This window comes from Rahnella sp. PAMC25559 (assembly GCF_050632365.1).
GTDB lineage: Bacteria > Pseudomonadota > Gammaproteobacteria > Enterobacterales > Enterobacteriaceae > Rahnella > Rahnella rivi.
On the sequence record NZ_CP192543.1, the window covers coordinates 1,571,830 to 1,596,908 of the forward strand.

A 25,079-nucleotide genomic window follows, 5' to 3' on the forward strand; every position below is an offset into this window, starting at 1 on the left:
TTTATTTATCAGTGTGTTGTGGTTCAAAAGTATTGATTGCCATACGAATGGCGAGATTTATTGCTGTCCTGAAACTGCCTGCATCGGCGGTACCGGTAGCGGCAAGTTCAAGCGCAGTACCGTGATCAACGGAAGTCCGGATAAAGGGCAGGCCAAGCGTGATATTCACAGCGCGACCGAATCCCTGATATTTTAGCACCGGAAGGCCCTGATCGTGATACATCGATAAAACAGCATCGGCGTGTTGCAGATATTTCGGCTGGAAAAGCGTATCTGCCGGCAGCGGACCCACCAGATTCATCCCCTGCTGACGCAGTTCGTCCAGTGCAGGAATGATCGTATCGATCTCCTCATGCCCCATATGACCGCCTTCTCCGGCATGCGGATTCAGACCGCAGACGTAAATCTGGGGTTCAGCAATGCCAAATTTGGTTTTCAGATCATGATGAAGAATGCTGATCACTTCATGCAGACTTTGTCGGGTAATGGCACCCGGCACGGCCAGTAACGGTAAATGCGTTGTCGCCAACGCGACGCGTAATTCTTCGGTCGCCAGCATCATCACTACACGTTCACAGTGGCTGCGGTCAGCGAAGAATTCGGTATGCCCGATAAACGGAATACCGGCATCGTTGATAATGCTCTTCTGTACCGGCCCGGTGATCAGTGCAGCGAATTCGCCGCTTATCGCACCGTCACAGGCTCTGGCCAGCGTTTCCACGACGTAAGCACTGTTAGCGACGTCCAGCTTGCCCGCCGTCACCGGCGTTGCGGTTTTCACCGGCAGAACCGTGAGTGTCCCTGCAGCCTGAGGCAGGGCCGGGCGGCCCTGCACGTAATCGCGTAACTGAATGTTCAGACCCAGCGTCGCGGCACGTTCAAGCAACAGGGCCGGATCGGCACACACCACTAACTCAACAGGCCATGCCTGCTGAGCCAGCGCCAGTACCAGATCCGGCCCAACCCCGGCGGGTTCGCCGGGGGTGATGACCACAGATTTTGTCATGGAAGTATTATTTACCATTACCATCCATAATTTTCACATAAGCTTCAGCACGTTGTTCCTGCATCCACGTCTGAGCTTCTTCCGCAAACTTACGGTTGAACAGCATGCGGTAGGCACGTTCTTTCTGAGCGGCATCGGTTTTATCGACCTGACGGGTATCGAGTAATTCGATCAGATGCCAGCCAAAGGAAGAGTGTACCGGTGCGCTCATCTGGCCTTTTTTCAGGTTAATCAGTGCTTCACGGAACGCCGGATCGTACATATCCGGAGAAGCCCAGCCTAAGTCCCCGCCCTGAAGCGCAGAACCCGGATCCTGAGAAATCTGTTTTGCTTCCTCAGCAAAGGTCGCTTTGCCGCTCTTAATGTCTGCAGCAACCTGTTCCAGTTTTGCTTTAGCCTGCGCATCTGTCATAACAACGGAAGGTTTCAGCAGGATGTGACGGGCATGAACTTCGGTGACGGAAACCGTTTTGTTATCGCCACGGATGTCGTTCACTTTCAGAATATGGAAGCCAACGCCTGAACGGATTGGGCCGATGATCTGACCTTTCTGCGCGGTGCTCAGCGCCTGAGCAAACAGCGAAGGCAACTCCTGCAATTTGCCCCAGCCCATGTTGCCGCCTTTCAGCGCCTGTGAGTCAGCAGAATAGGTGATCGCCAGCTTACCGAAATCAGCGCCGTTATTCAGATCTGCAACAATTTTCTTCGCCTGCTCTTCAGCAGCATCGACCTGATCCTGCGTCGGGTTTTCCGGCAATGGCAACAGGATATGGCTGAGGTTGAATTCAGCACTGCCGCCATTTTGTGCCGCCACTTGCTTAGACAGCTGATCCACTTCCTGAGGCAGGATCGTCACGCGACGGCGAACTTCACCATTACGGACTTCACTGATCAGCATTTCTTTGCGGATCTGGGCGCGGTAGGTGCTGAAGTTCAGACCGTCATAGGCCAGACGACTGCGCAGTTGATCGACGGTGATGTTGTTCTGCTGAGCAATACCGGCGATGGCTTTATCCACGTCCTGATCGGTCAGAGTGATGCCCATCTTCGACGCCATCTGGAGTTGGATCTGATCCATGATCAGACGGTCGAGGATCTGGTGGCGCAACGTTGCATCATCGGGCAACTGCTGTTTAGCCTGGGCTGCCTGCTGTTTAACAGACTGCATTAAGCCATCGACATCACTTTGTAACACGACGCCGTTGTTCACAACGGCGGCGACTTTATCAACTTCCTGAGGGGCTGCAAACGCAGTGCTGGCACAAAGCGTCACGCCGAGGAGAAGTGTTCTCCAGTTCTTCATACTTTTTCCATTTGTCTAATCCGCAAGCGCGGGTTTCAAGTTCACTGAGTTAATCGTGTCGTCTGGCTTAGAAAGCGCGTTGATAAGGCAGTATGCCACTGGCCAACATTTCTTTCGTTCCGAGAGTTTGATTACTTCCCAGGCCTCTAAGTTCAATGTTGAAACCAATCTTATTGTCATACTTACTTTCAGACTTAACGGAGTCGTAGTTGGTGATCTTGCGTTCGTAACCGACATTGATGGCCCAGCAGCAGGTGTTGTATTGCAGGCCGATCAACTGATCTGCAGGCTGCTGTGCTTTGGTGTCGTAATAGTAAGCACCGACAATCGCCCAGCGATCGGCGATTGGCCAGCTGGCGATACCACCGACCTGAGAAATCCCATCCTGATAACCCGGGTTTGTCACGCTAGGTAAGGTAGCCTGAATATATTCCGGGCTGGCGTAACGGTAGCTCAACTGAATCATTCTTTCTGAATCAGCTTTGTACTCGAGAACGGCATCGCCCACGGCCAGCGAATCCAGACGTGTGTCGTACTGCACACCGCCACGAATACCCCAGAAGTTGTTGATTTTATAATAAGTGTCACCCGCCCAAACCAGGCTGCCGGTGTCATCATTTTTATCCAGTGCGCTGTTCTGGTCGCCCGTACGTGGCGGCTGGAAGTAGTAAATCTGACCGGCGGACGCATTAAAGCGCTCAACCAGACCATCATCATAAATACGGGTTGTTAAACCACTTGCGACCTGGTTGGCGGAGGCAATGCGGTCAAGGCCACTGTAGCTCTTATCGCGGAACAGGCCGGTATAGTCAGACTGCAGCAGCGTAGAGTCATAGGTGTTAATGGAGCTTTGATTACGGTATGGGATGTACAGATACTGCACGCGCGGTTCAAGCGTTTGCGTGTAATCACTGTTCCAGTCCATCGTGCGGTCGAAGACCATTTTGCCGTCGCTTTTAAACTCAGGCATGACACGGTTTACCGACGAGCGCAGCTTGGTATTCGGATTGGCCTCGTAATAGTTATCCGAAATGTCCTGCTGATAGTGGGTCGCCATCAGCTTCACTTCGTTATCCAGGCTTCCCCAACCGTTACTGAGCGGCAGACTGATAGTTGGCTCAATGTGCGTACGAATGGCTTCCGGGTTATCCGGGTTTACGCTGGTAAATTTGGCTGCCTGACCGTAAATGTGCAGATCGAACGGGCCGACGTCATTTTGGTAATAGTTGACATCAAGCTGTGGCTGAGCACGGTAGGCATTGGTATTTCCGTAATCGGAGAACACCTGGAACTGCTTGCTGGCCAGGGTGGCATTCCAGTTTTCGTTGAAATAACCGACGCTGAATTTTTGTGTAGCATAGCCATCTGTACTTGAACCGTATTTCGAATCGAAATCGGTGAAGTAGTAAGGATCGCTAACTTTGGTGTAATCGACATTGAAGCGCCACACCTGATCGTACACACCCGAATGCACCCAATAGTACATCCAGCGCTTCGTCTTATCGCTGATGCGGTTTTCATCTGCGACATACTGATCGTCAATTTTCTTGTCATTACCCAGGAAGTCAAACTCCATCAAACCTGCACCGGCAACAGTCAGATAACGGAATTCGTTCTGCAATTGCAGACCACGGGTACTCATGTAATTTGGCGTGATAGTGGCATCGTAGTTTGGTGCGATGTTCCAGTAATAAGGAACCGTGACACCAAAGCCATTGTTGCTGCTGTATTTCGCGTTCGGGATAAGGAAACCGGAACGGCGGCGGTCACCGATAGGCAACTGCATATACGGGCTATAGAACACCGGCACCGGGCCGATGTGGAAGCGGGCATTCCAGATTTCAGCCACTTCTTCCTGACGGTCCTGAATTACCTCAGAACCCACTACGCTCCAGCTGTTATCGCCGGGCAGACAGGTCGTGAAGGTACCGTTGTCCATGATGGTGTAGCGGTTGTTATCACGCTGCTTCATCTTGTCGGCATCACCACGGCCCTGACGGCCCACCATCTGGTAATCACCGTTCTCAACATCCGTATCTTTAGTGGTCAGGTTGGCGAAACCTTTCGGCCCGTTCAGCTTGATTTGGTTATCGTTATAACGCACGTTGCCGGTCGCCGTGGCGGTTCGGGTCGGTGTGGGCTGATTGGGATTGGCGATTTGGTTCAGCTGAACCTGATCGGCATCCAGCGTGCTGTTGCCTTGTACGACGTTAACGTTTCCGCTAAACAGCGCGCTATCAGGATAGTTACCGGTGGCTTTATCGGCATTGATGGTGACAGGCAGTGAGTTTGGGTCACCCTGTACCAGAGGTTTGTCATAGGTCGGAACGCCGAGCATACATTGTGCAGCAAGGTCGGCCATTGCGCCGTGACTGTACAATGCTGACCAGATTGTGGCGGCCAGCATTGTGGGTAAGCGTGTATTCAGACGTCTGTTTTTCATACGTAAAATGGTGTTCCGTCATCAGAGGCATCATGCCGGCAAACGGTCAGAGACTATCTCACTCATCATGGTTGCGCTAGTGTTAAATCCCACCTGTTACGTTGCCGCCGTTAGGCACAACGATAAATGCCGGTTATGATAAAGCAATTTTTAAGCGACGGCATGGCGAATTGAGGAGTATATGCAGTATTGGGGAAAACTGCTCGGACTTATCCTTGGCTATATGTCAGGGACGGGATTCTGGGGGATCGTATCAGGTCTGCTGATTGGACATATGTTTGACACGGCGCGCGCTGCAAAACGCCGGGGATACTTTGCCGATCAACAGACGCGTCAAACCATCTTCTTCCGCACCACGTTTGAGGTGATGGGGAATCTGACTAAATCAAAAGGCAGGGTGACAGAGGCGGATATCCAGATCGCCAGCCTCTATATGGATCGTATGCAGTTGCATGGTGAGCAGCGTGAAGCCGCGCAGCGCGCCTTCCGCGACGGGAAAGAGGCAAACTATCCCCTGCGTGAGAAAATGCGTGAGTTACGCAGTGCGTGTTTTGGTCGTTTCGACCTGATACGGACTTTTCTGGAAATTCAAATCCAGGCTGCGTATGCCGACGGTTCATTGCATCCTAACGAACGCGAAGTGCTGTATGTGATTGCCGAAGGGCTTGGCATTTCACGCATGCAGTTCGATCAGTTCCTGCGCATGATGGAAGGCGGCCAGCAGTTTGGCGGCGGTCAGCAGGGCGGTCGTTCTTATGGCGGCGGTTATCAGCAGGCACAGCAGGGCCCGACCCTGGCCGACGCCTGCAAAGTGTTGGGCGTCAATGCGACTGATGATGCGACCACCATCAAACGCGCCTACCGCAAGCTGATGAGTGAGCACCATCCGGATAAACTGGTGGCAAAAGGCTTACCGCCGGAAATGATGCAAATGGCGAAAGAGAAAGCGCAGTCGATTCAGGCCGCGTATGACCTCATCAAACGAGAGAAAGGCTTTAAATAAGTCTGGTTGATGCAAAAGCAAAAGGCGCTGAATTCAGCGCCTTTTTTGTTTTTAGCCGGCGCATTAAAAATCCGGCTCGCAATTAAACACCAGCGGCTCATCGGTAACCGGATGGTAAAACGACAATTCCTGCGCATGCAGTTGCAGGCGATCCACGGCGGCCAGCGCGGCGGGGTGGGCGTAAAACTTATCCCCCAGAATCGGATGTCCGAGCGCCAGAAGATGCACGCGTAACTGATGTGAACGTCCGGTGATTGGCCGCAGACGGACGCGGGTCGTGCCATCGTCGTCCCACGACATCACTTCGTATTGCGTCAGCGCCTTTTTACCCGTCTCATGACAAACCTTCTGCTTGGGCCGGTTCGGGTAATCGCAAATCAGCGGTAAATCGATAATGCCGTAATCTTCTTCCATCCGTCCCCAGACCCGCGCGATATACACTTTCTTGGTTTCGCGTTCGCGGAACTGGCGTTTGAGCTCGCGCTCGGCGTCTTTGGTCAGTGCCACCACAATCACGCCGCTGGTCGACATATCCAGACGATGTACGGATTCCGCCTCAGGAAATGCCTGCTGAATACGGGTCATCAGGCTGTCCTGATGTTCAGCTAACTTGCCCGGCACCGAAAGCAGACCGCTTGGCTTATTGACCACCATGATGTGTTCATCCTGAAAAATCACCTGCAACCAGGGATCGGTCGGCGGATTATAGTTTTCCAGCGGCCGGGTGTTTGAAGGGACAGGCATGTTCGGTTGATGTTCGCTCATAGCGGTTTCAGTCTGTGTCGGGGTTAAAAGAGGGGTGCAGACCGGCTGCACCCCGTCGGGCTTACTGATGGCTGACCACCACCAGGCGGATCGCATCCAGACGCCAGCTGGCATCGTTCAGGTTCGCCAGCACTTGCTTACGGTTAGAGTCTACCGATTCCAGTTCGTCATCACGAATGTTCGGGTTCACTTCCTTCAGCGCTTTCAGTCGGGCGAGTTCCTGCGTCAGTTGCGCGTCGGCTTCTACCTTAGCCGCTTCAATCAGCGCACGTGCCTGTTCTGCAATCTGCGGTTCGGCCTGCTGCAACATGTTATGCACATCCTGCTGCACGGCGTTCACCAGTTTGCTGGAGTTATGACGATTGATGGCATTTAACTGACGGTTAAAGCTCTCGAACTCTACCTGAGCGGCCAGGTTAGTGCCTTTGCTGTCCATCAGCATGCGCACCGGCGTTGGCGGCAGGAAGCGGGTCAGCTGGAGATGCTTAGGCGCCTGACACTCGACCACGTAGATAAGCTCGGCCAGCATGGTGCCTACCGGGAGCGCTTTGTTTTTCAGGATAGACACCGCACAACTGCCGGTATCGCCGGACAGGATCAGATCCAGACCGTTGCGCACGATCGGGTGTTCCCAGCTAATGAACTGCGCATCTTCACGCGACAGCGCCTGCTCACGATCGAAGGTCACGGTACAACCCTCTTCCGGCAGACCGGGGAAATCCGGAACCAGCATGTGATCGGACGGCGTCAGAACGATCAGGTTATCACTGCGATCTTCCTGATTAATCCCCACGATATCGAACAGATTGAGCGCGAAGTTAACCAGATTCACGTCGTTATCCTGCTCGCCGATCTCTTTAGCCAGCTGCTGCGCACGCTCGCCACCGTTGGAGTGCATCTCCAGCAGACGGTCGCGGCCATTCTCCAGCTTCTCTTTCAGCGCATCATGTTCAGCGCGGCATTCGAGAATAAAGTCGTCCAGACCTTCCTGTTCAGCCGGCGTGGCGAGGAACGCGATCAGTTGCTCATAGGCGCTGTCATAAATGGTGCGTCCGGTCGGGCAGGTGTGTTCAAACGCGTCCAGCCCCTCATGGAACCAGCGAACCAGCACCGACTGCGCGGTCTGTTCGAGGTAAGGCACCATAATGTCGATGTTGTTTTGCTGGCCGATACGATCCAGACGGCCAATACGTTGTTCCAGCAGATCCGGGTTGAACGGCAGATCGAACATCACCATTTTGCTGGCGAACTGGAAGTTACGGCCTTCGGAGCCGATTTCAGAACACAGCAGAACCTGTGCGCCATCTTCCTGCGAGGCGAAATAGGCGGCAGCGCGGTCACGCTCGATGATCGACAAACCTTCATGGAACACGGCGGCGCGGATCGCTTCGCGTTCACGCAGTACCTGCTCCAGCTGTAATGCGGTGGCCGCTTTGGCGCAGATCACCAGCACTTTTTCGTCGCGGTTGGCGGTCAGATAACCGAGCAGCCATTCAACGCGCGGATCAAAGTTCCACCAGGTGGCGTTCTCGCCTTCGAATTCCTGATAAATCTGCTCCGGGTACAGCATGTCATGTGCACGGGCTTCGGCGGATTTCTTCGCGCCCATAATGCCCGAGACTTTAATGGCGGTCTGATACTGCGTCGGCAGCGGCAGTTTCACCGCCTGCAAATGACGCTCAGGGAAACCTTTCACGCCGTGACGGGTGTTACGGAACAGCACGCGGCTGGTGCCGTGGCGGTCCATCAGCATGGAAACCAGCTGTTTGGCGGCGGCTTCATCACCTTTATTGGCGGCGGCGAGCAGGGCATCGGTATCGGCGTTGCCGACGCTTTCACCCAGCAACGCCAGGGCTTGTGGCGTCAGCGGCTCTTTATTCAGTAACAGCGTGACGGCATCTGCCACCGGCTGATACTGCTGTTGCTCTTCGATGAATTCTTCGTAATCGTGGAAACGATCCGGATCCAGCAGGCGCAGACGCGCAAAGTGGCTTTCCTGACCGAGCTGCTCAGGTGTAGCGGTCAGCAACAGAACGCTGGGGATTTGCTGAGAAAGTTGTTCGATAACCTGATATTCACGGCTTGGCGCGTCTTCGCTCCACACCAGATGGTGCGCTTCATCGACCACCAGCATGTCCCAGGCCGCATCAGACAACTGCTCGAGACGGGATTTATTGCGGCGCACGAAATCGAGGGAGCAGATCACCAGCTGTTCAGTTTCAAACGGGTTGGTCGCCTCATGTACGGATTCTGCGTAGCGGTCATCATCAAACAGAGAGAAACGCAGGTTGAAGCGGCGCAGCATTTCCACCAGCCACTGGTGTTGCAGGGTTTCCGGCACCACAATCAGCACGCGTTCGGCGCGGCCTGACAGCAGTTGCTGATGAATGATCATGCCTGCTTCGATGGTTTTACCCAGACCCACTTCATCGGCCAGCAATACGCGCGGGGCATGACGCTGACCGACTTCATAAGCGATGTGCAACTGGTGCGGGATCAGGCTGGCGCGCATACCGCGCAGACCGCCGAACTCCAGGCGGAACTGCTCGCGCTGATATTTACGGGCGCGAAAGCGCAGGGCGAAACGATCCATGCGATCGATCTGGCCAGCGAACAGGCGATCCTGCGGTTTGCTGAAGGTCAGCTTGCTGTCGAGCAGCACTTCACGCATGGCGACGCCGGTTTCTTCTGTATCAAGACGGATGCCGATGTAGGTCAACAGACCTTTGTCTTCAACGACCTCTTCGACCTGCAACTGCCAGCCTTCGTGGCAACTGATGGTATCACCGGGATTGAACATCACACGGGTGATCGGGGAATCATTTCGGGCATACAAACGGTTTTCACCGGTGGCGGGGAAAAGCAAAGTCACCATGCGTACATCCACTGCTACCACGGTTCCTAATCCTAATTCGCTTTCCGTATCGCTTATCCAGCGTTGACCCAATGTAAACGGCATAATCTCTCTCTGTGTTGTGTGTTCCAGATATGGCAACTGTGACGCCAACTGCGCAATGCTTGCTATGCCTCTGATGAAGCGTGGGCAATAGTCTTCTTTCCCCGCCCGAAGGGACGGAGTGATTCACTGTGTGAGGATGATTCAGAAATGGGAAAGGGCGCTATGGTAATGGAAGGTAAACGATTCGTCACCTGCGAATCACCGGGCGCGCATCAACTTTTGCTTAAAATAGCCCCATCTGACCCGTAATGAGTGTAGCAAAATCATCGTGAAGGAAAGGCAGAATGCCATCGGCCACCGGTTCAAGCTGGCGCTCAATGTAGTGGTCATAATCGACAGGTGACTGGCGGTTTTCCAGCGGTTCCGGCCCGGACGTGGTCATGACGTAGCTGATCCAACCGCCGTTCTGGTACTGCTTCGCACGGCCGTGCAGGGCGTTATATTCATCGGCAAGCCTCGCGGCGCGCACGTGCGGCGGCACATTTTTCTCATAATCGCTGAGTTTACGGCGCAGGCGTTTGCGATACACCAGTTTGTCATCGAATTCGCCCGCCAGCGTGCGCGCGACATAATCACGGACGTAATCCTGATAAGGCTGGCGGTGGAACACGCGCTGATACAGTTCCTGCTGGAACTCCTGCGCCAGTTTCGTCCAGTCGGTGCGCACGGTTTCCAGCCCTTTATAGACGATGTGCTCGCCATCGGCATCTTTCACCAGACCGGCATAACGTTTTTTACTGCCTGTCTCTGAGCCGCGAATGGTCGGCATCAGGAAGCGCTGGTAGTGCGTTTCGAACTCCAGCTCCAGCGCACTCTCCAACCCGTACACCTGCCGGATATGGTTTTTCCACCAGGCATTCACCTGTTCCACCAGATGGCGGCCAATGACGTTCGCGTCTTCCTGCGAATGGGCCTTGTTCAGCCAGACAAAGGTGGAATCGGTATCGCCGTAAATCACCTGATAGCCTTCGGCTTCAATCAGTTCGCGGGTCTGACGCATGATGTCGTGTCCGCGCAGGGTAATCGACGAGGCGAGACGCGGATCAAAGAACCGGCAGCCGCTTGACCCCAGCACGCCGTAAAAGGCGTTCATGATGATTTTCAGCGCCTGAGACAGCGGTTTGTTTTTCTGCTTTTTGGCTTCTTCCCGACCCATCCAGATTTGACGGACGATCTCCGGCAGGCAATGTTTTTCCCGCGAGAAGCGGGCGTTGCGGTAACCGGGAACCGAATGCTCATCGTCCGGTTGTTGCAGCCCGGCGACCAGCCCGACCGGGTCGATCAGGAAGGTGCGGATAATTGACGGATACAGACTTTTATAATCAAGCACCAGCACCGAATCATACAGGCCGGGCCGTGAATCCATCACAAATCCGCCAGGGCTCATTTCCCCTTCCAGTTCGCCCATGTTGGGTGCGACATAACCCGCGCGGTGCATACGTGGTAAATAAAGGTGAGTAAATGCCGCCACCGATCCCCCGCTGCGATCTACCGCCAGGCCGGTGACCGAGGCGCGCTCGAGCAGGAAGGGCATCAGTTCGGTTTTGGCGAAAATACGCGTCACCAGCTCGCAGTCTTTCAGGTTGTAGCGCGCCAGCATCGGTTTATCTTCACGAAAACGCTGCTCGATTTCTGCCAGCCGCTGATAGGGATTGTCGCTGGCCTTGCCTTCGCCCAGTAAACTTTGCGAGACGAATTCCAGGCTGAATGAATTGAAATTCCAGAACGCCGATTTCAGTGCTTCTATGCCGTCAATAATCAGACGGCCCGCCGCAGCGGCAAAAAAGTGCCCCTGCTTAAAGCCGTGCTCGCGCCACTCCAGCTCCCCGCCGCCGCGCCCGAATTTTAGCGGGATTTTGTAGCGGTCAGCGTGTTTTTGTAAAACCCGCAGATCAAACTGCACCACGCTCCAGCCGATAATGGCGTCGGGATCGTAGGTTTCCAGCCACTCATTGAGTTTTTCCAGCAACTGCGGACGGCTGTCGACATAAACCAGATTGAAATCAAACTGCGCGTGCGGATCGCCATTGGGCGGCCCGAGCATATACACGTGGCGCTGCCCGCAGCCTTCCAGCCCGATGCAGTAAAGCTCGCCGTTACCGCTGGTTTCGATATCCAGGGAGCAGAGCTTCATGGGCGGGCGGTAGCCTTCGGCAGGCTTCATTTTGGTGTCGAGCAGAAGATTTCCTGCTCCCGGTTTCCCGCTGAACCAGACGGGCGCGGTGATATACCGCTCCATCAGAAAGCGCTCCGGCGGGCGGATATCCGCCTCATAAACCTGAACGCCGCCTTCTTTCAGCAATTTCTCGATGCGCATCAGCTGACGGTGTTGCGGGCAATACAGGCCGAGAACCGGGCGGGAATGGAAATCCTGCATCGGTAATTCGCGCAAACTGACATTTTTTTCATCGGTCAGCAGGCGTTCTGCAGCGTGGCGCTGTTCCGCCGGAATAAACGCGACGGATTCCTGCAATGGCAGACGGATTTTCTGTGCGCCTTCGTCGGTTGCCAGCCACAGTTCCACCTCGGTGCCGCGCGGCGTGTCGCGCCAGTGGCGGGTCAGCACAAATCCCTGACGCGGCGGGGTATCAGTGGCAGCAGGAGCGGGACGAACAAAGGTGGAAGTAATAAGCGCCTCGAAACGGTACAGATGAAGATATCGGGATCCAATACAGAGTATGGTTATTTATACAGTCTTTGTCTATGGCTCAGGTTTCTGCCAAATACGCATACAATTACCCGGTTGACTGTGATAGTTCATGCACTGACAATTCAGCCGCTTAATGTATTTACTACAATGAGAAGGCAGAAAACTCACACTTGTCTCATTTATCTGCGCAATTGGCGCAGGCGAAACTGAATTCTGGGAATATATGGAAGCCTATCTACAACATCTGGTCGCTCAGTCGGTGGGCTTCGCGTTAATTATTGTCGCTGTGGTGGCTTTCTTCGAGTCGCTGGCGCTGGTGGGGCTGATCCTGCCGGGTACCGTCATGATGGCGACGCTCGGCACGCTGATTGGCAGTGGTCAGGTGGGATTATACGAAGCCTGGCTGGCCGCCGGTCTGGGGTGTTTCCTGGGAGACTGGGCCTCGTATTTCATTGGCCGTGGTTTCAAGGAGCCGCTGCATCGCTGGCGCTTCCTCAAACGTTACCAGTCATTACTGGATAAAACCGGTTATGCGCTGGATCGTCACAGTTTTGCCACCGTGATTTTAGGCCGTTTTATCGGTCCGACGCGTCCGCTGGTGCCGCTGGTCGCCGGTATGCTCAATCTGCCGCCGTATAAATTCGCCCCGCCAAATATTGTCGGCTGCATCACCTGGCCGCCGGTGTATTTCCTGCCGGGGATCCTGGCGGGTGTGGCGATCGACATTCCTGCCACTCACAACAGCGGCGTTTTCAAGTGGATGTTGTTTATCAGCGTGATGCTCATCTGGCTCAGTGCGTGGCTGGGGTGGCGCTGGTTCCGTGCCGGTAAAAGCTCACCTGACTTCATGAGCAAATGGCTGACGCTGCCAAGATTACGCATTGTCTGCATCCTGAGCGTGGTGGCGACGGTGGTCAGTCTGGTGATGCTCAGCAAGCAACCGATGATGCCGGTTTACGGCCATCTGTTGTGGAACGTCATTACGCGCTGATTTCAGGTTTACTTCCTGAAGCGTTGATTCCTAATACTCTGGCCTCCGGCGCACTGCCGTTTACCAGCGCCTGCGTCGGGCCATCGTAGAAAATCCTGCCATCGACAATCAGCAACGTGCGCGGCGCAATCCGCGCTGCGTCATCCAGATTATGCGACACCATCAGCAGCGTGAGATGACGTTGCCCGCAGACCTTATCCAGCAAACTCAGCATTTCACTGCGCAGCGCCGGATCGAGCGCCGAAAACGGCTCGTCGAGCAGTAAAATCGGCTGGCTGCGCAACAGGCAACGAGCCAGGGCGACACGCTGACGCTGACCGCCGGAAAGCTGCGACGGCAACCGCGCCAGACAATCACTCAACCCCACCTGCCGGGCGATCTCCTCCAGGTCCTGCTTTTGTTGTGCCGTCAGTTTCAGCCCCGGATGCAGCCCCAGCCCCATGTTCTGACGCACGGTCAGATGCGAGAACAGATTGTTTTCCTGAAACAGCATCGACACCGGGCGCTTAGCCGGTGGCGTTGCGCTGTGATCGGCGCCGTTAAGCAGGATCTGCCCGCTGACCGGCGACAGAAAACCGGCGGTCAGGCTGAGCAGGGTACTTTTCCCCGCGCCGCTCGGGCCGAGGATAGCCACGCGCTCACCGGCGTCGATCTGCAAATCGAAGCGCATCGGCAGATGTTCGTACAAATACGTCAGTTTATTCAGCGTCAGCATGGCGGCCCGGCAGTTTCTCAATCAGGGTGAATAACAGGAAGCATAACAACAGAAGTAACAGCGCCGTCACCGCACCGTCCTGGCTGCGATAGGCACCGATCTGCTGATACAGATAAAACGGCAGGGTGCGGAAATTCTCATTGCCGAACAAGGCGATCACGCCGAAATCTCCCAGCGACAGCACGCAGGCAAACGCCAGCGCCTGCGCAATAGGGCGTTTCAGCGCGCGGAGTTCCACCCAACGCAGGCGCTGCCAGCCGCGCATATCCAGCGAAAGGCACAGCGGGTTATAGCGTTCGGCGATGTCGCGCATCGGGTTATCCAGCACTTTTAATGCGTAAGGCACCGCCATCAGCGCATTGGTCATGATCACCAGAGGCCACGGCGATTGCGGCAAACCGGTAGTATCGCCGAGCAGCAGGAAAAAGCCGGTCGCCAGCACGATACCGGGCATCGCGAGGATCAGCATGCCGCTCAGATCCATCGCCTGCGCCCAGCCGTTTCGCTGACGTAAACGCAGCTCGCGACTGCTCCACAACAGCATCATGGTCAGCAAAACACACACGATTCCGCTGCCGAGCGCGATGCGCACCGAGGTCCATAATGCCTGCCAGAGCGCGGTTTGTTGCAGCACGCTGACCGCCGCGCGGTTGACACCATCAAACATCACGGCCAGCAGTGGCGGCAGGATCAGCAACAATGCCAGACCAATCAATACGCCATCGGCGATACGGCGCAGCAAAGAATCATCGGGATTTCGCCAGCGCTGAGCATGCGTCTGCCCGACCGGCAATGCCTGACTGAGTTTCTGACTGAGCAGCACCAGCGCCAGACAACAGAACAGCTGAACCAGCGCCAGCGTGGCAGCACGGCTTAAATCGTAGTCGTAGCTCAGCGCCTGATAAATGGCCAGCTCAATGGTGGTCGCCTGCGGGCCGCCGCCCAGTGAAAGCACGGTGGCGAAGCTGGCAAAACACAGCATGAAGATTAACGCAGCCGCGGGGAAAATCTGCCGGCGCAGGGCAGGCCATTCAACAAAACGGAATTGCTGCCAGGCGTTCATCCCGAGCTGCGCGGCAAGCTGGCGCTGTTCCACGGCGATGTTTTCCAGCGCCTGCACTAACAGACGCGTCGCCAGCGGCAGATTGAAAAACACGTGCGCCAGCAAAATGCCCTGTAAACCATACGGCGAGAAACGGTAATCCACGCCCAGCCAGCCGCACATCTGTGCCAGCCAGCCCTGTCGACCGTAGACGCTGAGAATGCCAAACACGGCGACCAGAACCGGCAGCACCAGCGTCATTGCGCACAAACGTAATAACAGCTGACGGCCGGGGAAACGGCGGCGAAACAGCGCACGCGCCAGTAAAATCGCGGGCAGCACGGAGCAGAGCGCCGAAAGCAGCGCCTGCCAGAAGGTAAAGCGGATCACGTGCCAGAGATAGGGATCCTGCCAGAGTGAGGTGCCGCTCATCTGCGGCGCATGGCGCCACAGAGAACCTAACGCCAGTGCCGCCACCAGCAACATAGCCAGCGAAGCGACGGCACCCGGCCACAGCCAGCGCGGGATCAACGGCTGACGGCGTTCTGCCATGCCTGGATCCATTGTGAACGGTGGGTGGCAACATCCTGTGCGCTGTATTGCAGGGATTTGGCCGGTACAGTCAGTTGTTTAAAGGCGTCAGGCAGCGGCGTGTTAATCACCGGATACATCCAGTTGCCGGATGGGATCACTTTCTGGAAATCTTCTGTGGTGACGAATTTCATGAACGCTTCAGCCAGTTTAGGTTGCTTGCTGTTGGCCAGCTGGCCCGCCACTTCAACCTGCATGTAATGGCCTTCGGTGAAATCCGCTGCCGCGTAATTGTCTTTCTTCTCTTCCACGATGTGGTACGCCGGAGAAGTGGTGTAGCTCAGCACCAGATCGCTTTCGCCTTTGAGGAATAACCCGTAGGCCTCGCTCCAGCCTTTGGTCACGGTGACGGTTTTCTTCGCCAGTTTTTCCCACGCCTCTGGCGCTTTATCACCATAGACTTTTTGCATCCACAGCATCAGGCCCAGACCCGGCGTACTGGTGCGCGGATCCTCATAAATCACTTTCCAGTTCTGATCGCTGTTGATCAGTTCATCGAGGCTTTTTGGCGGGTTCTTCAGTTTGTTTTTGTCATAGACGAACGCGAAATAGCCGTAATCGTAAGGCACGAAGGTGGTGTCATTCCAGCCGCCCGGCACGGTCAGTTTGGCGTCGGTTTTCGGTGCTTTGGCGAATAAACCGGTTTGTTCCGCGGCCTGCAACAGGTTGTTGTCCAGCCCGAGAACCACGTCCGCTTTGCTGTTCTTGCCTTCCATCCGCAGACGGTTCAGTAAAGACACGCCATCTTCCAGCGCAACGTATTTCAGCTCGCAGCCGCATTGCGCCTCAAAGGCTTTTTTGATCGCCGGGCCAGGGCCCCAGTCGGCAGAGAAAGAGTCGTAGGTGTAAACCGTCAGAACAGGTTTTGCAGCCAGGGCAGGTGCAGAAAGTAACAGCAGGCAGGACAATATTTTTTTCAACTTTGCGCTCCAAAAAAATGAAAGGGCAAAGGATTTTGAGTAAGCATCGCGCAGTCTCAAATCCCTCCGCCGGGATTAACCGGATCAGGTTCGACGGGTTTCAAATCTCAGCCTTTTAAACTTGCTGAGCGTGTGTTGATCGGGCGTCGTGCAGTGCTCGAAATGCTTACGTACTGTGTGTACGCTCCGCTTTCTGTGCGCTGGACTTCACCCGCTGAACACGCGCTCGCGGCGTTTAAAGATCGAGCTCATTCTTTATTAAAAAAGAACGCACTCGGGCACCCCGTTGAGAACGGATGTCATTCTAGAGATTAACGGCGCGATGCGATAGTCCGATTAACTGTCCGGTGGCGCAAACCAGGCGGATTTGAAGTCGAACCAGCCGAGGGTGTTCATGCGCACGCCGCGCATACTGCGCTGCCCCTGCAAGACCAGCCAGTGGTGAAACAGCGGATGGATCTGATGGCTGGCCGTTTGTTTCTGGCTCCATTTGGCGATGGATAAATTCCCCGCGTGCCACTGCGGGGCGTCCTGACTCATGTCTTCGCTAAAACAATGTTTTGCCAGCGGTAATTCGTAGAAATGCGCGAACAGCGAAAACTCCAGCGGCAGGGTGAAGTTGGCGCTGCCGAGCCACACATCGCTGCTGGCGTCGCCGCGATACCAGACCGCGTAATCCACCACCTGAATGATCAGTTCGATACCTTCCGCCGTCAGCAGCGGGCGCAGCGCATTGCAGATGGCGTGATGCTCGGAGTGCTCACCGTAGAACGTCAGCGTCACCTGCGTCAGATTTTGCGGTTTGGGCGGACGCGGCTGTGGCGCCTTATGGTGCCAGCGCGGCAGCAGGCCGTAAGCCGGGGACCAGTAGCGCTGAAAAATTGGCTCTGCATTACTGAGCAGTGCGATGGGGTTGAGTAAGTCGCACAGCCACCGGCGCGTTTCCTCTGACTGGCCGACCGGCGAACGCTGGTCAAATAACAGGAAATAGCAGCCTTCCTCGAGGCGGCTTTCCAGCTCGCTTTTACCGGATTCATCCGCCTGTAGCTGAACACCAGAATGCACCAGCTCTTCACTCAGCTCCGGCAACACCCAGATATTCACTTCGTCGATCAGCGCCCGGAACCCGAAATAATCATCAAAGGCGCGGATACGCAGCTGCGTTTTCAGATTACGCACCACGGCGTAAGGGCCGGTGCCAACCGGATGACGGGCGAAATCGGGCAGTGATTGCCATTCCTGCGGCAAAATCATCGCGTGAACATTGCCGAACAACCACGGCAGCCAGCGGTCAGGCTCATTCAGATGGACATCAATGACATTCGGCGTGGGCGTGGTGACGGATTTCAGGTTGCTAAACAGCGGATGCGAGGTCAGGCGGGTAAAGGTGGCGATGATATCGGCCATCTCCAGCTCACGGCCATGATGAAAATGAATGGCAGGACGCAGATAGAAACGCCAGTGCAGCGGTGAAATTTCCTGCCAGTGATGGGCTAAATCACCTTCTACTTCCCCTTTTTCCTCATTTATGCGTGTCAGGCCGCTAAAGATTTGCCGGGCGATGTGTGTTTCTGAACGGCGCAGCATGGTGCCGGGCAGCAGGTTAAACAGCGGACGGTAGTAGAGCACGCGCAGGATATGTTTACCCTGTCGAAAGCTGCGACCGAGCTGTGATAACAGCATCTGGCGCACCTGCGTTTTATCGCCGACCAGTTGCACCAGTTGATCAATATGATCCTGCTCCAGCAGTTCTTCGGCCCGCTGTTGCCGCAGTGCCAGCCCGGTATACAGAAAACGCAGCGTGGATCGTTTGCCGCGCCCGGCCTCGGCGTCCCACGTCAGCCAGCCCTGTTCCTGCATGGTGCTGAGCAGCGAGCGCATGTGCCTGCGCGAACAATTCAGGACTTCCGATAACGCCTGTAATGTCGTGTCGGTTTCTTCACCGTGGCAGCTTTGCCATAAACGAATGAACTGTTGTTGCAGTCGGGGCGAGGACATAAAAGAGGAACTCCGTGGGCGATCTTCATCAATTTATCTTTCCTCATATTACTCCGATACTGTTTCTCAACGAAAGCCTGTTGTGAACACCCGGAGGTCAGCATGAAACGCAGTCTGAACGCCCGTTTTTACCAGCGTTATTTTGAAGCCATAAAGAGGAACGCCTCTAAAAATCATGCTGACTGGCTGTCCTGGGTTCCGGTGCAATATCGTCTGGATATTCTGTCCCGTCTCACCCAGTGGGATATCGACTCCGTGGATGAAAAAGAGTATCGCCAGCGTCTGTAATCTTTTTCACGGCAGGTTTGATCCGAATTCGATTTTCTGAGTAATGGTGTAATTTCACCAGCCAGTGGGGCGACTCACTGGTTTTTTTATGCTCATTTTCCAGAACCGCCTGAAACTTCGCTACACTGTCTGTCTTGCTTTATCTGCTTTCATTTCTCAGGGACGACGTTATGTCAAAACCTCGTATTAATGCCATTTATGTCACCTTTCTGGTGGTTTCCTTACTGTGTGGTATTGCAGGCGCACTGCAGGCGCCGACGCTCAGTCTGTTTCTGACCAACGAAGTGAAAGTGCGGCCGCTGTGGGTCGGCTTCTTTTATACCGTCAATGCGATTGCCGGAATCGCAATTAGCTTTCTGCTGGCTAACCGCTCGGATAACAAAGGCGACCGGCGCAAGCTGTTGATTTTCTGCTGTCTGATGGCGCTCGGTAACAGCCTGGTGTTTGCTTTCAGCCGCGACTATCTGGTGCTGATCACCGTCGGCGTGCTGCTGGCGGCGATCGGAAATGCCTCGATGCCGCAGCTGTTTGCGCTGGCGCGTGAACATGCCGATCGCTCATCGAGCGAAGTGGTGATGTTCAGCTCGATGATGCGTGCGATGCTGTCGCTGGCCTGGGTACTCGGCCCGCCGCTCTCGTTTATGCTGGCGCTCAATTATGGCTTCACCCCGATGTACCTGAGTGCCGCGGCGGTGTTTGTCGGCAGCATTCTGATGATCATTTTCTTCCTGCCTTCTGTGCCGCGCGTCGAGCAACCGGTGGACGAAAAAGTGGTGCCGGTCAGCGCGTGGCGCAACAGAGACGTTCGGCTGCTGTTCTTTTCATCCCTGCTGATGTGGACCTGCAACATCATGTACGTCATTGATATGCCGCTTTATATCACCAGCGATCTGGGATTGCCGGAAGGGCTGGCCGGGTTGCTGATGGGAACGGCTGCCGGGCTGGAGATCCCGGCGATGTTGCTGGCTGGCTATCTGGTCAGGCGCACCGGCAAACGCAAGCTGATGCTGTATGCCGTGGCGAGCGGGGTGGTTTTCTATGCCGGACTGGTGGCGTTTCAGTTCAAAGCGGCTCTGATGATCCTGCAACTGTTCAACGCGATTTTCATCGGTATCGTGGCTGGGATCGGCATGCTCTATTTTCAGGATCTGATGCCGGGGCGCGCAGGTTCAGCGACCACGTTGTTCACTAACAGTATCTCGACCGGCGTCATTTGCGCGGGTTTGTTACAGGGTTTCATCGTGGAAAACTTAGGGCATTATCCGGTGTACTGGGCGGCGACGGTGCTCGCGGTTCTGGCGCTGGGGCTGATGTATAAAGTGAAGGATGTCTGAATCTTGCTGATAAGAAAAAACCCGCGAATGTCGCGGGTTTTTTTATAGCGGCGAAACCGTCATCACTGCATAAAGGCAGGCTGATTCTTTTCGTAGCTGGAGATATTGGTTTCGTGTTGCAGCGTCAGGCCGATGCTGTCCAGACCGTTGATCATGCAATGACGGCGGAAACTGTCAATCACAAACGGGTAGCTTTTATCGCCCGCTTTCACGGTCTGCGCTTCCAGATCCACCACAAACGTGATGCCCTCGTTCGCTTCAACCAGCGCAAACAATTCGTCTATTTCTGCATCGCTCAGGGTAATCGGCAGCAGCTGATTGTTGAACGAGTTGCCATAAAAGATATCGGCAAAACTCGGCGCAATCACTGCGTGAAAACCGTAATCGGTCAATGCCCACGGCGCATGTTCGCGGGAAGAACCGCAGCCGAAGTTTTCGCGTGCCAGCAAAATACTCGCGCCTTTATAACGCGGTTTGTTCAGCACGAAATCAGGATTAGGCACCTGACCGGCATCGTCCAGAAAACGCCAGTCGTTGAACAGGTGCTGGCCGAAACCGGTACGCGTCACTTTCTGCAAAAACTGTTTTGGGATAATGGCATCGGTATCGACGTTTGCTGCATCCAGCGGAACCACCAGACCGATGTGTTGGGTAAATTTAGCCATGGTGTTTTCCTCAGTTTAAATCACGAATATCAGCGAAACGACCGGTCACCGCGGCAGCCGCAGCCATCGCCGGGCTGACCAGATGCGTGCGTCCGCCACGGCCCTGACGGCCTTCGAAGTTACGGTTGCTGGTGGACGCGCAACGCTCGCCCGGTTCCAGACGGTCGTTGTTCATCGCCAGACACATTGAGCAGCCTGGCAGACGCCATTCAAAGCCGGCTTCGATGAAGATCTTATCCAGACCTTCTTCTTCCGCCTGAGCTTTTACCGGGCCGGAGCCTGGCACCACAATCGCCTGTACGCCGGTGGCGACTTTGCGACCTTTGGCAACGGCGGCGGCGGCGCGTAAATCTTCAATACGCGAGTTGGTGCAGGAACCGATAAACACTTTGTCGATTGCGACGTCGGTCAGTTTAATGCCCGGTTGCAGATCCATATAAGCCAGTGCTTTTTCTGCGGAAGCGCGTTCAACCGGATCGGCGAAGGAAGAAGGATTTGGGATCACCTGATTAACGCCCATCACCTGACCCGGATTCGTGCCCCAGGTGACTTGCGGTGCGATATCTGCGGCATCCAGCGTTACGATGCTGTCGAACTGAGCCGTTTCGTCGGTTTTCAGGGTCTTCCAGTATTCTACTGCGGCATCCCAGTTCTGGTTTTTCGGGGCAAACTGACGGCCTTTCAGATAGGCAAAAGTCGTTTCGTCCGGTGCAACCAGACCGGCCTTAGCCCCCATCTCAATCGCCATGTTGCACAGGGTCATACGACCCTCCATGCTCAGCGCTTCAATGGCTTTACCGCAGAATTCCACCACATGGCCGGTACCGCCGGCGCTGCCGGTTTTGCCGATGATCGCCAGCACGATATCTTTTGCGGTGATACCGGCAGGCGCATCGCCGGTGACTTCGATTTTCATGGTTTTGGCGCGGCCCTGTTTCAGGGTTTGCGTCGCCAGCACGTGTTCCACTTCTGATGTCCCGATACCGAACGCCAGTGAACCAAATGCGCCGTGGGTGGCGGTGTGTGAATCGCCGCACACGATGGTCATGCCCGGCAAGGTCATGCCTTGTTCAGGGCCAATGACGTGAACGATGCCCTGGAACGGGTGGTTCAGGTCATACAACTGCACGCCGAATTCTGCGCAGTTCTTGATCAGTTCCTGCATCTGAATGCGCGCCATCTCGCCGCTCGCATTGATGTCTTTGGTTTGCGTGGACACGTTATGGTCCATGGTCGCGAAGGTTTTACCCGGCTGACGCACCGGACGCCCCATCGCACGCAGGCCGTCGAAAGCCTGCGGAGAGGTGACTTCATGCACCAGATGACGGTCGATGTACAACAGTGGCGTTTCGTTTGGCGCTTCGTAAACGACGTGCGCGTCATACAATTTTTGATACAGAGTCTTCGCCATGTTATGCCCCTTCTTTCACAAAGCGGGCAATAATGTCGCCCATTTCACTGGTGCCCAACGCCTGCTGACCGTTCGCCAGATCGCCGGTGCGGTGTCCCGCTTCCAGTGCTTTATTAACGGCCTGCTCGATAGCGTTAGCGGCATCATCCGCACCCAGGCTGTAACGCAGCAACAGCGCGGCAGACAGGATTTGTGCAATCGGGTTCGCGATGTTTTTACCGGCGATATCCGGCGCTGAACCTCCCGCTGGCTCGAACAAACCAAACGCCTGCTCGTTCATGCTGGCAGAAGGCAACATGCCCATTGAACCGGTGATCATCGCGCATTCGTCAGACAGGATGTCGCCGAACAGGTTGGAACACAGCAGCACGTCGAACTGCGACGGATCTTTAATCAGCTGCATGGTCGCGTTATCGATGTACATGTGGCTCAGGCTGACATCCGGGTAATCTTTAGCGATTTCGTTTACCACTTCGCGCCACATTATTGAGGTCTGCAACACGTTCGCTTTATCGATGGACGTCACTTTGCTGCGGCGTTTGCGCGCAGATTCAAAAGCAATACGGGCGATGCGTTCAATCTCAAAGCGGTAATACACTTCGGTATCAAAGGCTTTCTCATGCATGCCCTGACCTTCGCGGCCTTTCGGCTGACCGAAATAAATGCCACCGGTCAGTTCGCGGACGCACAGAATATCGAAGCCTTTGGCCGCGATGTCTGCACGCAGCGGGCAGAACTCTTCCAGCCCCTGATACAGACGGGCAGGGCGCAGGTTGCTGAACAATTTGAAGTGCTTACGCAGCGGCAATAATGCGCCGCGCTCAGGCTGATCGTTTGGCGGCAGATGTTCCCATTTCGGGCCACCGACCGAGCCGAACAGGATTGCATCCGCGTTTTCGCAACCGGCGACGGTGGCTTCCGGCAGCGGGCTGCCGTGTTTGTCGATGGCTGCGCCACCCACATCGTATTCGCTGGTGGTGATGTTCAGACCAAAACGCTGACGTACTGCGTCCAGCACTTTGTATGCCTGGGCCATGACTTCCGGGCCAATTCCGTCTCCGGGTAAGACGGCAATATGATGGGACTTGCTCATGTTCACACCGTTTCCTGATTATTTTGAATGTTGTGTTGCTGACTTTCCTGCTGCAAACGTTGTTTTTCAATCTCAACTTGTTTGCTGCGCCAAATGTTATTCAGTACATGGACCATCGCTTTCGCGGAGGATTCGACGATGTCTGTTGCCAGACCGACACCGTGGAAGCGGCGGCCATTAAAGGAAACCACCACGTCAACCTGACCCAGCGCATCGCGGCCCTGGCCTTTCGCGCTCAGCTGATATTTCACCAGTTCGATCTGATAGCCGGTGATGCGGTTGATGGCCTGATACACGGCATCAACAGGGCCGTTGCCGGTCGCGGCTTCGGTGATGACCTCTTCGCCGCAGGCCAGATTGACTGATGCGGTCGCGGTAATGTTGGAACCGGACTGCACGCTGAAGTTATCCAGACGGTAAAATTCCGGCTCTTCCTGCTGCTTATTAATGAACACCAGTGCTTCTAAATCGTAGTCGAAAACCTGACCTTTTTTGTCTGCCAGCTTCAGGAACGCGGTATACAAATGATCCATATTGTAATCGGACTCTTTGTAGCCCATTTCTTCCATACGATGCTTCACGGCAGCACGGCCGGAGCGGGACGTCAGGTTCAGCTGAATCTGGTTCAGACCGATGGATTCCGGGGTCATGATTTCGTAGTTTTCGCGATTTTTCAGCACGCCATCCTGATGAATACCGGAGGAGTGCGCGAAGGCGTTAGAACCGACAATCGCTTTGTTGCCAGGGATCGGCATGTTGGTGATCTGGCTGACAATCTGGCTGGTGCGGTAGATTTCTTTGTGATTGATATTGGTATGGACGTTCATGTAATCCGAACGGGTGCGGATCGCCATGATCACTTCTTCCAGCGCGGTATTCCCGGCGCGTTCGCCGATACCGTTCAGGGTGCCTTCAACCTGACGCGCACCGGCCTGGATTGCGGCGATGGAGTTCCCGACCGCCATGCCCAGATCGTCGTGACAGTGAACGGAGATAATCGCTTTATCAATGTTAGGCACGCGTTCATACAAATTGGTGATGATGCCACCGAACTGAACCGGCGTGGTGTAACCGACGGTGTCAGGGATGTTAATGGTGGTCGCACCGGCTTTGATTGCCGCTTCTACGACACGGCACAGGTTATCCAGCGGGGTACGGCCTGCGTCTTCGCAGGAGAATTCGACGTCATCAGTATAGTTACGGGCACGTTTCACGGAATGCGTTGCCATCTCCAGCACCTGATCAAACGAACGCTTCAGTTTGGACTCAATGTGCAGGGTGGATGTGGCCAGGAAGACGTGAATACGGAAAGCTTCGGCAACGCGCAACGCTTCAGCAGCGGCATCGATATCGCCGTCAACGCAGCGGGCCAGACCGCAAACACGGCTGTTTTTAATCTGGCGCGCGATAGTTTGTACAGACTCGAAATCGCCGGGAGAGGACACCGGGAAGCCGACTTCCATCACGTCAACGCCCATTCTCTCCAGCGCCATTGCAATCTGAATCTTCTCTTTAACACTCAGGCTGGCTTGTAACGCCTGTTCACCGTCACGCAGCGTGGTATCGAAAATAATGACTTGCTCGCTCATGGGTTGTTCCTTGTCTGTTTTATTATTCGCGCCCTGCGGGAGGTAAAAAAAAACCCGCGCATCGGCGCGGGTTTGTTGTCTGTGGAAGTTGAATCAGTTCTGATTTTCGCCCACTGGCTTACCGCGCAAATTTTCTGCGTTGAGTAGTAGGCCTAGGAGACGGGTGGTCATAAACATGTTTTCAGCTTCTCGTAATAGGGTTGTTAAACGGACGTCGTTTAAACAGTGCTTAAATTGATACGGGAATGCGCCAGGTATGTCAACCTTCAGCGTGTGGAAATACCGTGAAAAACCACAAATGAAACTGACTCTC

General features: G+C 55.0%; 18 protein-coding genes. 4 read left to right on the forward strand and 14 right to left on the reverse strand.

Annotated elements, in window-relative coordinates; all coding sequences use genetic code 11:
• Position 1 precedes the first annotated feature (1 nt).
• From pdxA to lptD, 3 genes are all read right to left on the reverse strand, one after another.
• Positions 2–1,024: a 4-hydroxythreonine-4-phosphate dehydrogenase PdxA gene (pdxA, locus tag ACQZQY_RS08560; RefSeq protein ID WP_183848553.1), complete on the reverse strand. Its 1,023-nt coding sequence runs from the start codon at positions 1,022–1,024 to the stop codon at positions 2–4.
• Positions 1,014–2,309 (reverse strand): peptidylprolyl isomerase SurA, encoded by a 1,296-nt coding sequence (surA, locus tag ACQZQY_RS08565; protein WP_056776857.1) that lies wholly within the window; start codon positions 2,307–2,309, stop codon positions 1,014–1,016. Before surA ends, pdxA begins: the two co-directional genes overlap by 11 nt.
• Positions 2,310–2,376: 67 nt before the next feature.
• Positions 2,377–4,752, reverse strand: a complete 2,376-nt coding sequence (lptD, locus tag ACQZQY_RS08570) for an LPS assembly protein LptD (RefSeq protein ID WP_136376934.1) — start codon at positions 4,750–4,752, stop codon at positions 2,377–2,379.
• Between the two features lie 181 nt (positions 4,753–4,933).
• On the opposite strand from lptD, the gene djlA reads away from it, so the two are divergent.
• The gene (djlA, locus tag ACQZQY_RS08575) at positions 4,934–5,755 is read left to right on the forward strand and encodes a co-chaperone DjlA (protein ID WP_056776863.1); all 822 of its coding nucleotides are present in this window, start codon (positions 4,934–4,936) and stop codon (positions 5,753–5,755) included.
• Positions 5,756–5,818: 63 nt separating this feature from the next.
• Here djlA and rluA read toward each other — a convergent pair whose 3' ends face one another.
• The 3 genes from rluA to ACQZQY_RS08590 all read right to left on the reverse strand — a co-directional run bounded on the left by rluA (position 5,819) and on the right by ACQZQY_RS08590 (position 12,045).
• On the reverse strand, positions 5,819–6,520 hold the full coding sequence (gene rluA / locus ACQZQY_RS08580) for a bifunctional tRNA pseudouridine(32) synthase/23S rRNA pseudouridine(746) synthase RluA (protein ID WP_136376935.1): 702 nt from the start codon (positions 6,518–6,520) through the stop codon (positions 5,819–5,821).
• Between the two features lie 61 nt (positions 6,521–6,581).
• Entirely contained in the window at positions 6,582–9,479 is a 2,898-nt protein-coding gene (rapA, locus tag ACQZQY_RS08585; protein WP_122094201.1) for an RNA polymerase-associated protein RapA, read from the reverse strand.
• Positions 9,480–9,702: 223 nt separating this feature from the next.
• The gene (locus tag ACQZQY_RS08590; protein WP_431296937.1) at positions 9,703–12,045 is read right to left on the reverse strand and encodes a DNA polymerase II; all 2,343 of its coding nucleotides are present in this window, start codon (positions 12,043–12,045) and stop codon (positions 9,703–9,705) included.
• A 307-nt stretch (positions 12,046–12,352) separates the two neighbouring features.
• On the opposite strand from ACQZQY_RS08590, the gene ACQZQY_RS08595 reads away from it, so the two are divergent.
• Positions 12,353–13,120, forward strand: a complete 768-nt coding sequence (locus tag ACQZQY_RS08595) for a DedA family protein (RefSeq protein WP_056776877.1) — start codon at positions 12,353–12,355, stop codon at positions 13,118–13,120.
• Here the strand turns inward: ACQZQY_RS08595 and thiQ are convergent.
• The 4 genes from thiQ to sgrR form a co-directional block, all read right to left on the reverse strand.
• On the reverse strand, positions 13,110–13,835 hold the full coding sequence (gene thiQ, locus ACQZQY_RS08600) for a thiamine ABC transporter ATP-binding protein ThiQ (protein ID WP_431296938.1): 726 nt from the start codon (positions 13,833–13,835) through the stop codon (positions 13,110–13,112). The genes ACQZQY_RS08595 and thiQ overlap by 11 nt on opposite strands.
• Complete coding sequence (gene thiP, locus ACQZQY_RS08605) at positions 13,819–15,429, reverse strand: thiamine/thiamine pyrophosphate ABC transporter permease ThiP (RefSeq protein ID WP_431296939.1); 1,611 nt, start codon at positions 15,427–15,429, stop codon at positions 13,819–13,821. The genes thiQ and thiP overlap by 17 nt, the downstream gene beginning before the upstream one ends.
• The gene (gene thiB, locus ACQZQY_RS08610) at positions 15,405–16,388 is read right to left on the reverse strand and encodes a thiamine ABC transporter substrate binding subunit (protein WP_431296940.1); all 984 of its coding nucleotides are present in this window, start codon (positions 16,386–16,388) and stop codon (positions 15,405–15,407) included. Before thiB ends, thiP begins: the two co-directional genes overlap by 25 nt.
• 336 nt (positions 16,389–16,724) lie before the next feature.
• Positions 16,725–18,386, reverse strand: coding sequence for an HTH-type transcriptional regulator SgrR (gene sgrR / locus ACQZQY_RS08615; protein ID WP_431296941.1), 1,662 nt, complete (start codon positions 18,384–18,386; stop codon positions 16,725–16,727).
• A gap of 102 nt (positions 18,387–18,488) precedes the next feature.
• Between sgrR and sgrT the strand changes: the two genes are divergently transcribed.
• Both sgrT and ACQZQY_RS08625 read left to right on the forward strand, forming a co-directional pair.
• A complete protein-coding gene (sgrT, locus tag ACQZQY_RS08620) occupies positions 18,489–18,674 on the forward strand; it encodes a glucose uptake inhibitor SgrT (RefSeq protein ID WP_056776895.1) in 186 nt (61 codons plus the stop codon).
• A 170-nt stretch (positions 18,675–18,844) separates the two neighbouring features.
• Complete coding sequence (locus tag ACQZQY_RS08625) at positions 18,845–20,008, forward strand: MFS transporter (protein ID WP_431296942.1); 1,164 nt, start codon at positions 18,845–18,847, stop codon at positions 20,006–20,008.
• A gap of 62 nt (positions 20,009–20,070) precedes the next feature.
• Here ACQZQY_RS08625 and leuD read toward each other — a convergent pair whose 3' ends face one another.
• Genes leuD through leuA form a run of 4 tightly spaced genes read right to left on the reverse strand, consistent with a single transcriptional unit; the run spans position 20,071 to position 24,766 of the window.
• The gene (gene leuD / locus ACQZQY_RS08630) at positions 20,071–20,673 is read right to left on the reverse strand and encodes a 3-isopropylmalate dehydratase small subunit (RefSeq protein ID WP_056776901.1); all 603 of its coding nucleotides are present in this window, start codon (positions 20,671–20,673) and stop codon (positions 20,071–20,073) included.
• Positions 20,674–20,683: 10 nt separating this feature from the next.
• Complete coding sequence (leuC, locus tag ACQZQY_RS08635) at positions 20,684–22,084, reverse strand: 3-isopropylmalate dehydratase large subunit (protein WP_122094189.1); 1,401 nt, start codon at positions 22,082–22,084, stop codon at positions 20,684–20,686.
• A 1-nt stretch (position 22,085) separates the two neighbouring features.
• Positions 22,086–23,177 carry a 3-isopropylmalate dehydrogenase gene (leuB, locus tag ACQZQY_RS08640; RefSeq protein WP_056776907.1) on the reverse strand — a complete coding sequence of 364 codons (1,092 nt, stop codon included), beginning with the start codon at positions 23,175–23,177 and terminating at the stop codon, positions 22,086–22,088.
• Positions 23,178–23,179: 2 nt separating this feature from the next.
• Complete coding sequence (leuA, locus tag ACQZQY_RS08645; protein ID WP_056776911.1) at positions 23,180–24,766, reverse strand: 2-isopropylmalate synthase; 1,587 nt, start codon at positions 24,764–24,766, stop codon at positions 23,180–23,182.
• Positions 24,767–25,079 lie beyond the last annotated feature (313 nt).

Coding starts and splice junctions, on each gene's coding strand:
- pdxA (WP_183848553.1), bottom strand. CDS start 1,024: ATGGTAAATAATACTTCCATGACAAAATCTGTGGTCATCACCCCCGGC.
- surA (WP_056776857.1), bottom strand. CDS start 2,309: ATGAAGAACTGGAGAACACTTCTCCTCGGCGTGACGCTTTGTGCCAGC.
- lptD (WP_136376934.1), bottom strand. CDS start 4,752: ATGAAAAACAGACGTCTGAATACACGCTTACCCACAATGCTGGCCGCC.
- djlA (WP_056776863.1), top strand. CDS start 4,934: ATGCAGTATTGGGGAAAACTGCTCGGACTTATCCTTGGCTATATGTCA.
- rluA (WP_136376935.1), bottom strand. CDS start 6,520: ATGAGCGAACATCAACCGAACATGCCTGTCCCTTCAAACACCCGGCCG.
- rapA (WP_122094201.1), bottom strand. CDS start 9,479: ATGCCGTTTACATTGGGTCAACGCTGGATAAGCGATACGGAAAGCGAA.
- ACQZQY_RS08595 (WP_056776877.1), top strand. CDS start 12,353: ATGGAAGCCTATCTACAACATCTGGTCGCTCAGTCGGTGGGCTTCGCG.
- thiQ (WP_431296938.1), bottom strand. CDS start 13,835: ATGCTGACGCTGAATAAACTGACGTATTTGTACGAACATCTGCCGATG.
- thiP (WP_431296939.1), bottom strand. CDS start 15,429: ATGGCAGAACGCCGTCAGCCGTTGATCCCGCGCTGGCTGTGGCCGGGT.
- sgrR (WP_431296941.1), bottom strand. CDS start 18,386: ATGTCCTCGCCCCGACTGCAACAACAGTTCATTCGTTTATGGCAAAGC.
- sgrT (WP_056776895.1), top strand. CDS start 18,489: ATGAAACGCAGTCTGAACGCCCGTTTTTACCAGCGTTATTTTGAAGCC.
- ACQZQY_RS08625 (WP_431296942.1), top strand. CDS start 18,845: ATGTCAAAACCTCGTATTAATGCCATTTATGTCACCTTTCTGGTGGTT.
- leuD (WP_056776901.1), bottom strand. CDS start 20,673: ATGGCTAAATTTACCCAACACATCGGTCTGGTGGTTCCGCTGGATGCA.
- leuC (WP_122094189.1), bottom strand. CDS start 22,084: ATGGCGAAGACTCTGTATCAAAAATTGTATGACGCGCACGTCGTTTAC.
- leuB (WP_056776907.1), bottom strand. CDS start 23,177: ATGAGCAAGTCCCATCATATTGCCGTCTTACCCGGAGACGGAATTGGC.
- leuA (WP_056776911.1), bottom strand. CDS start 24,766: ATGAGCGAGCAAGTCATTATTTTCGATACCACGCTGCGTGACGGTGAA.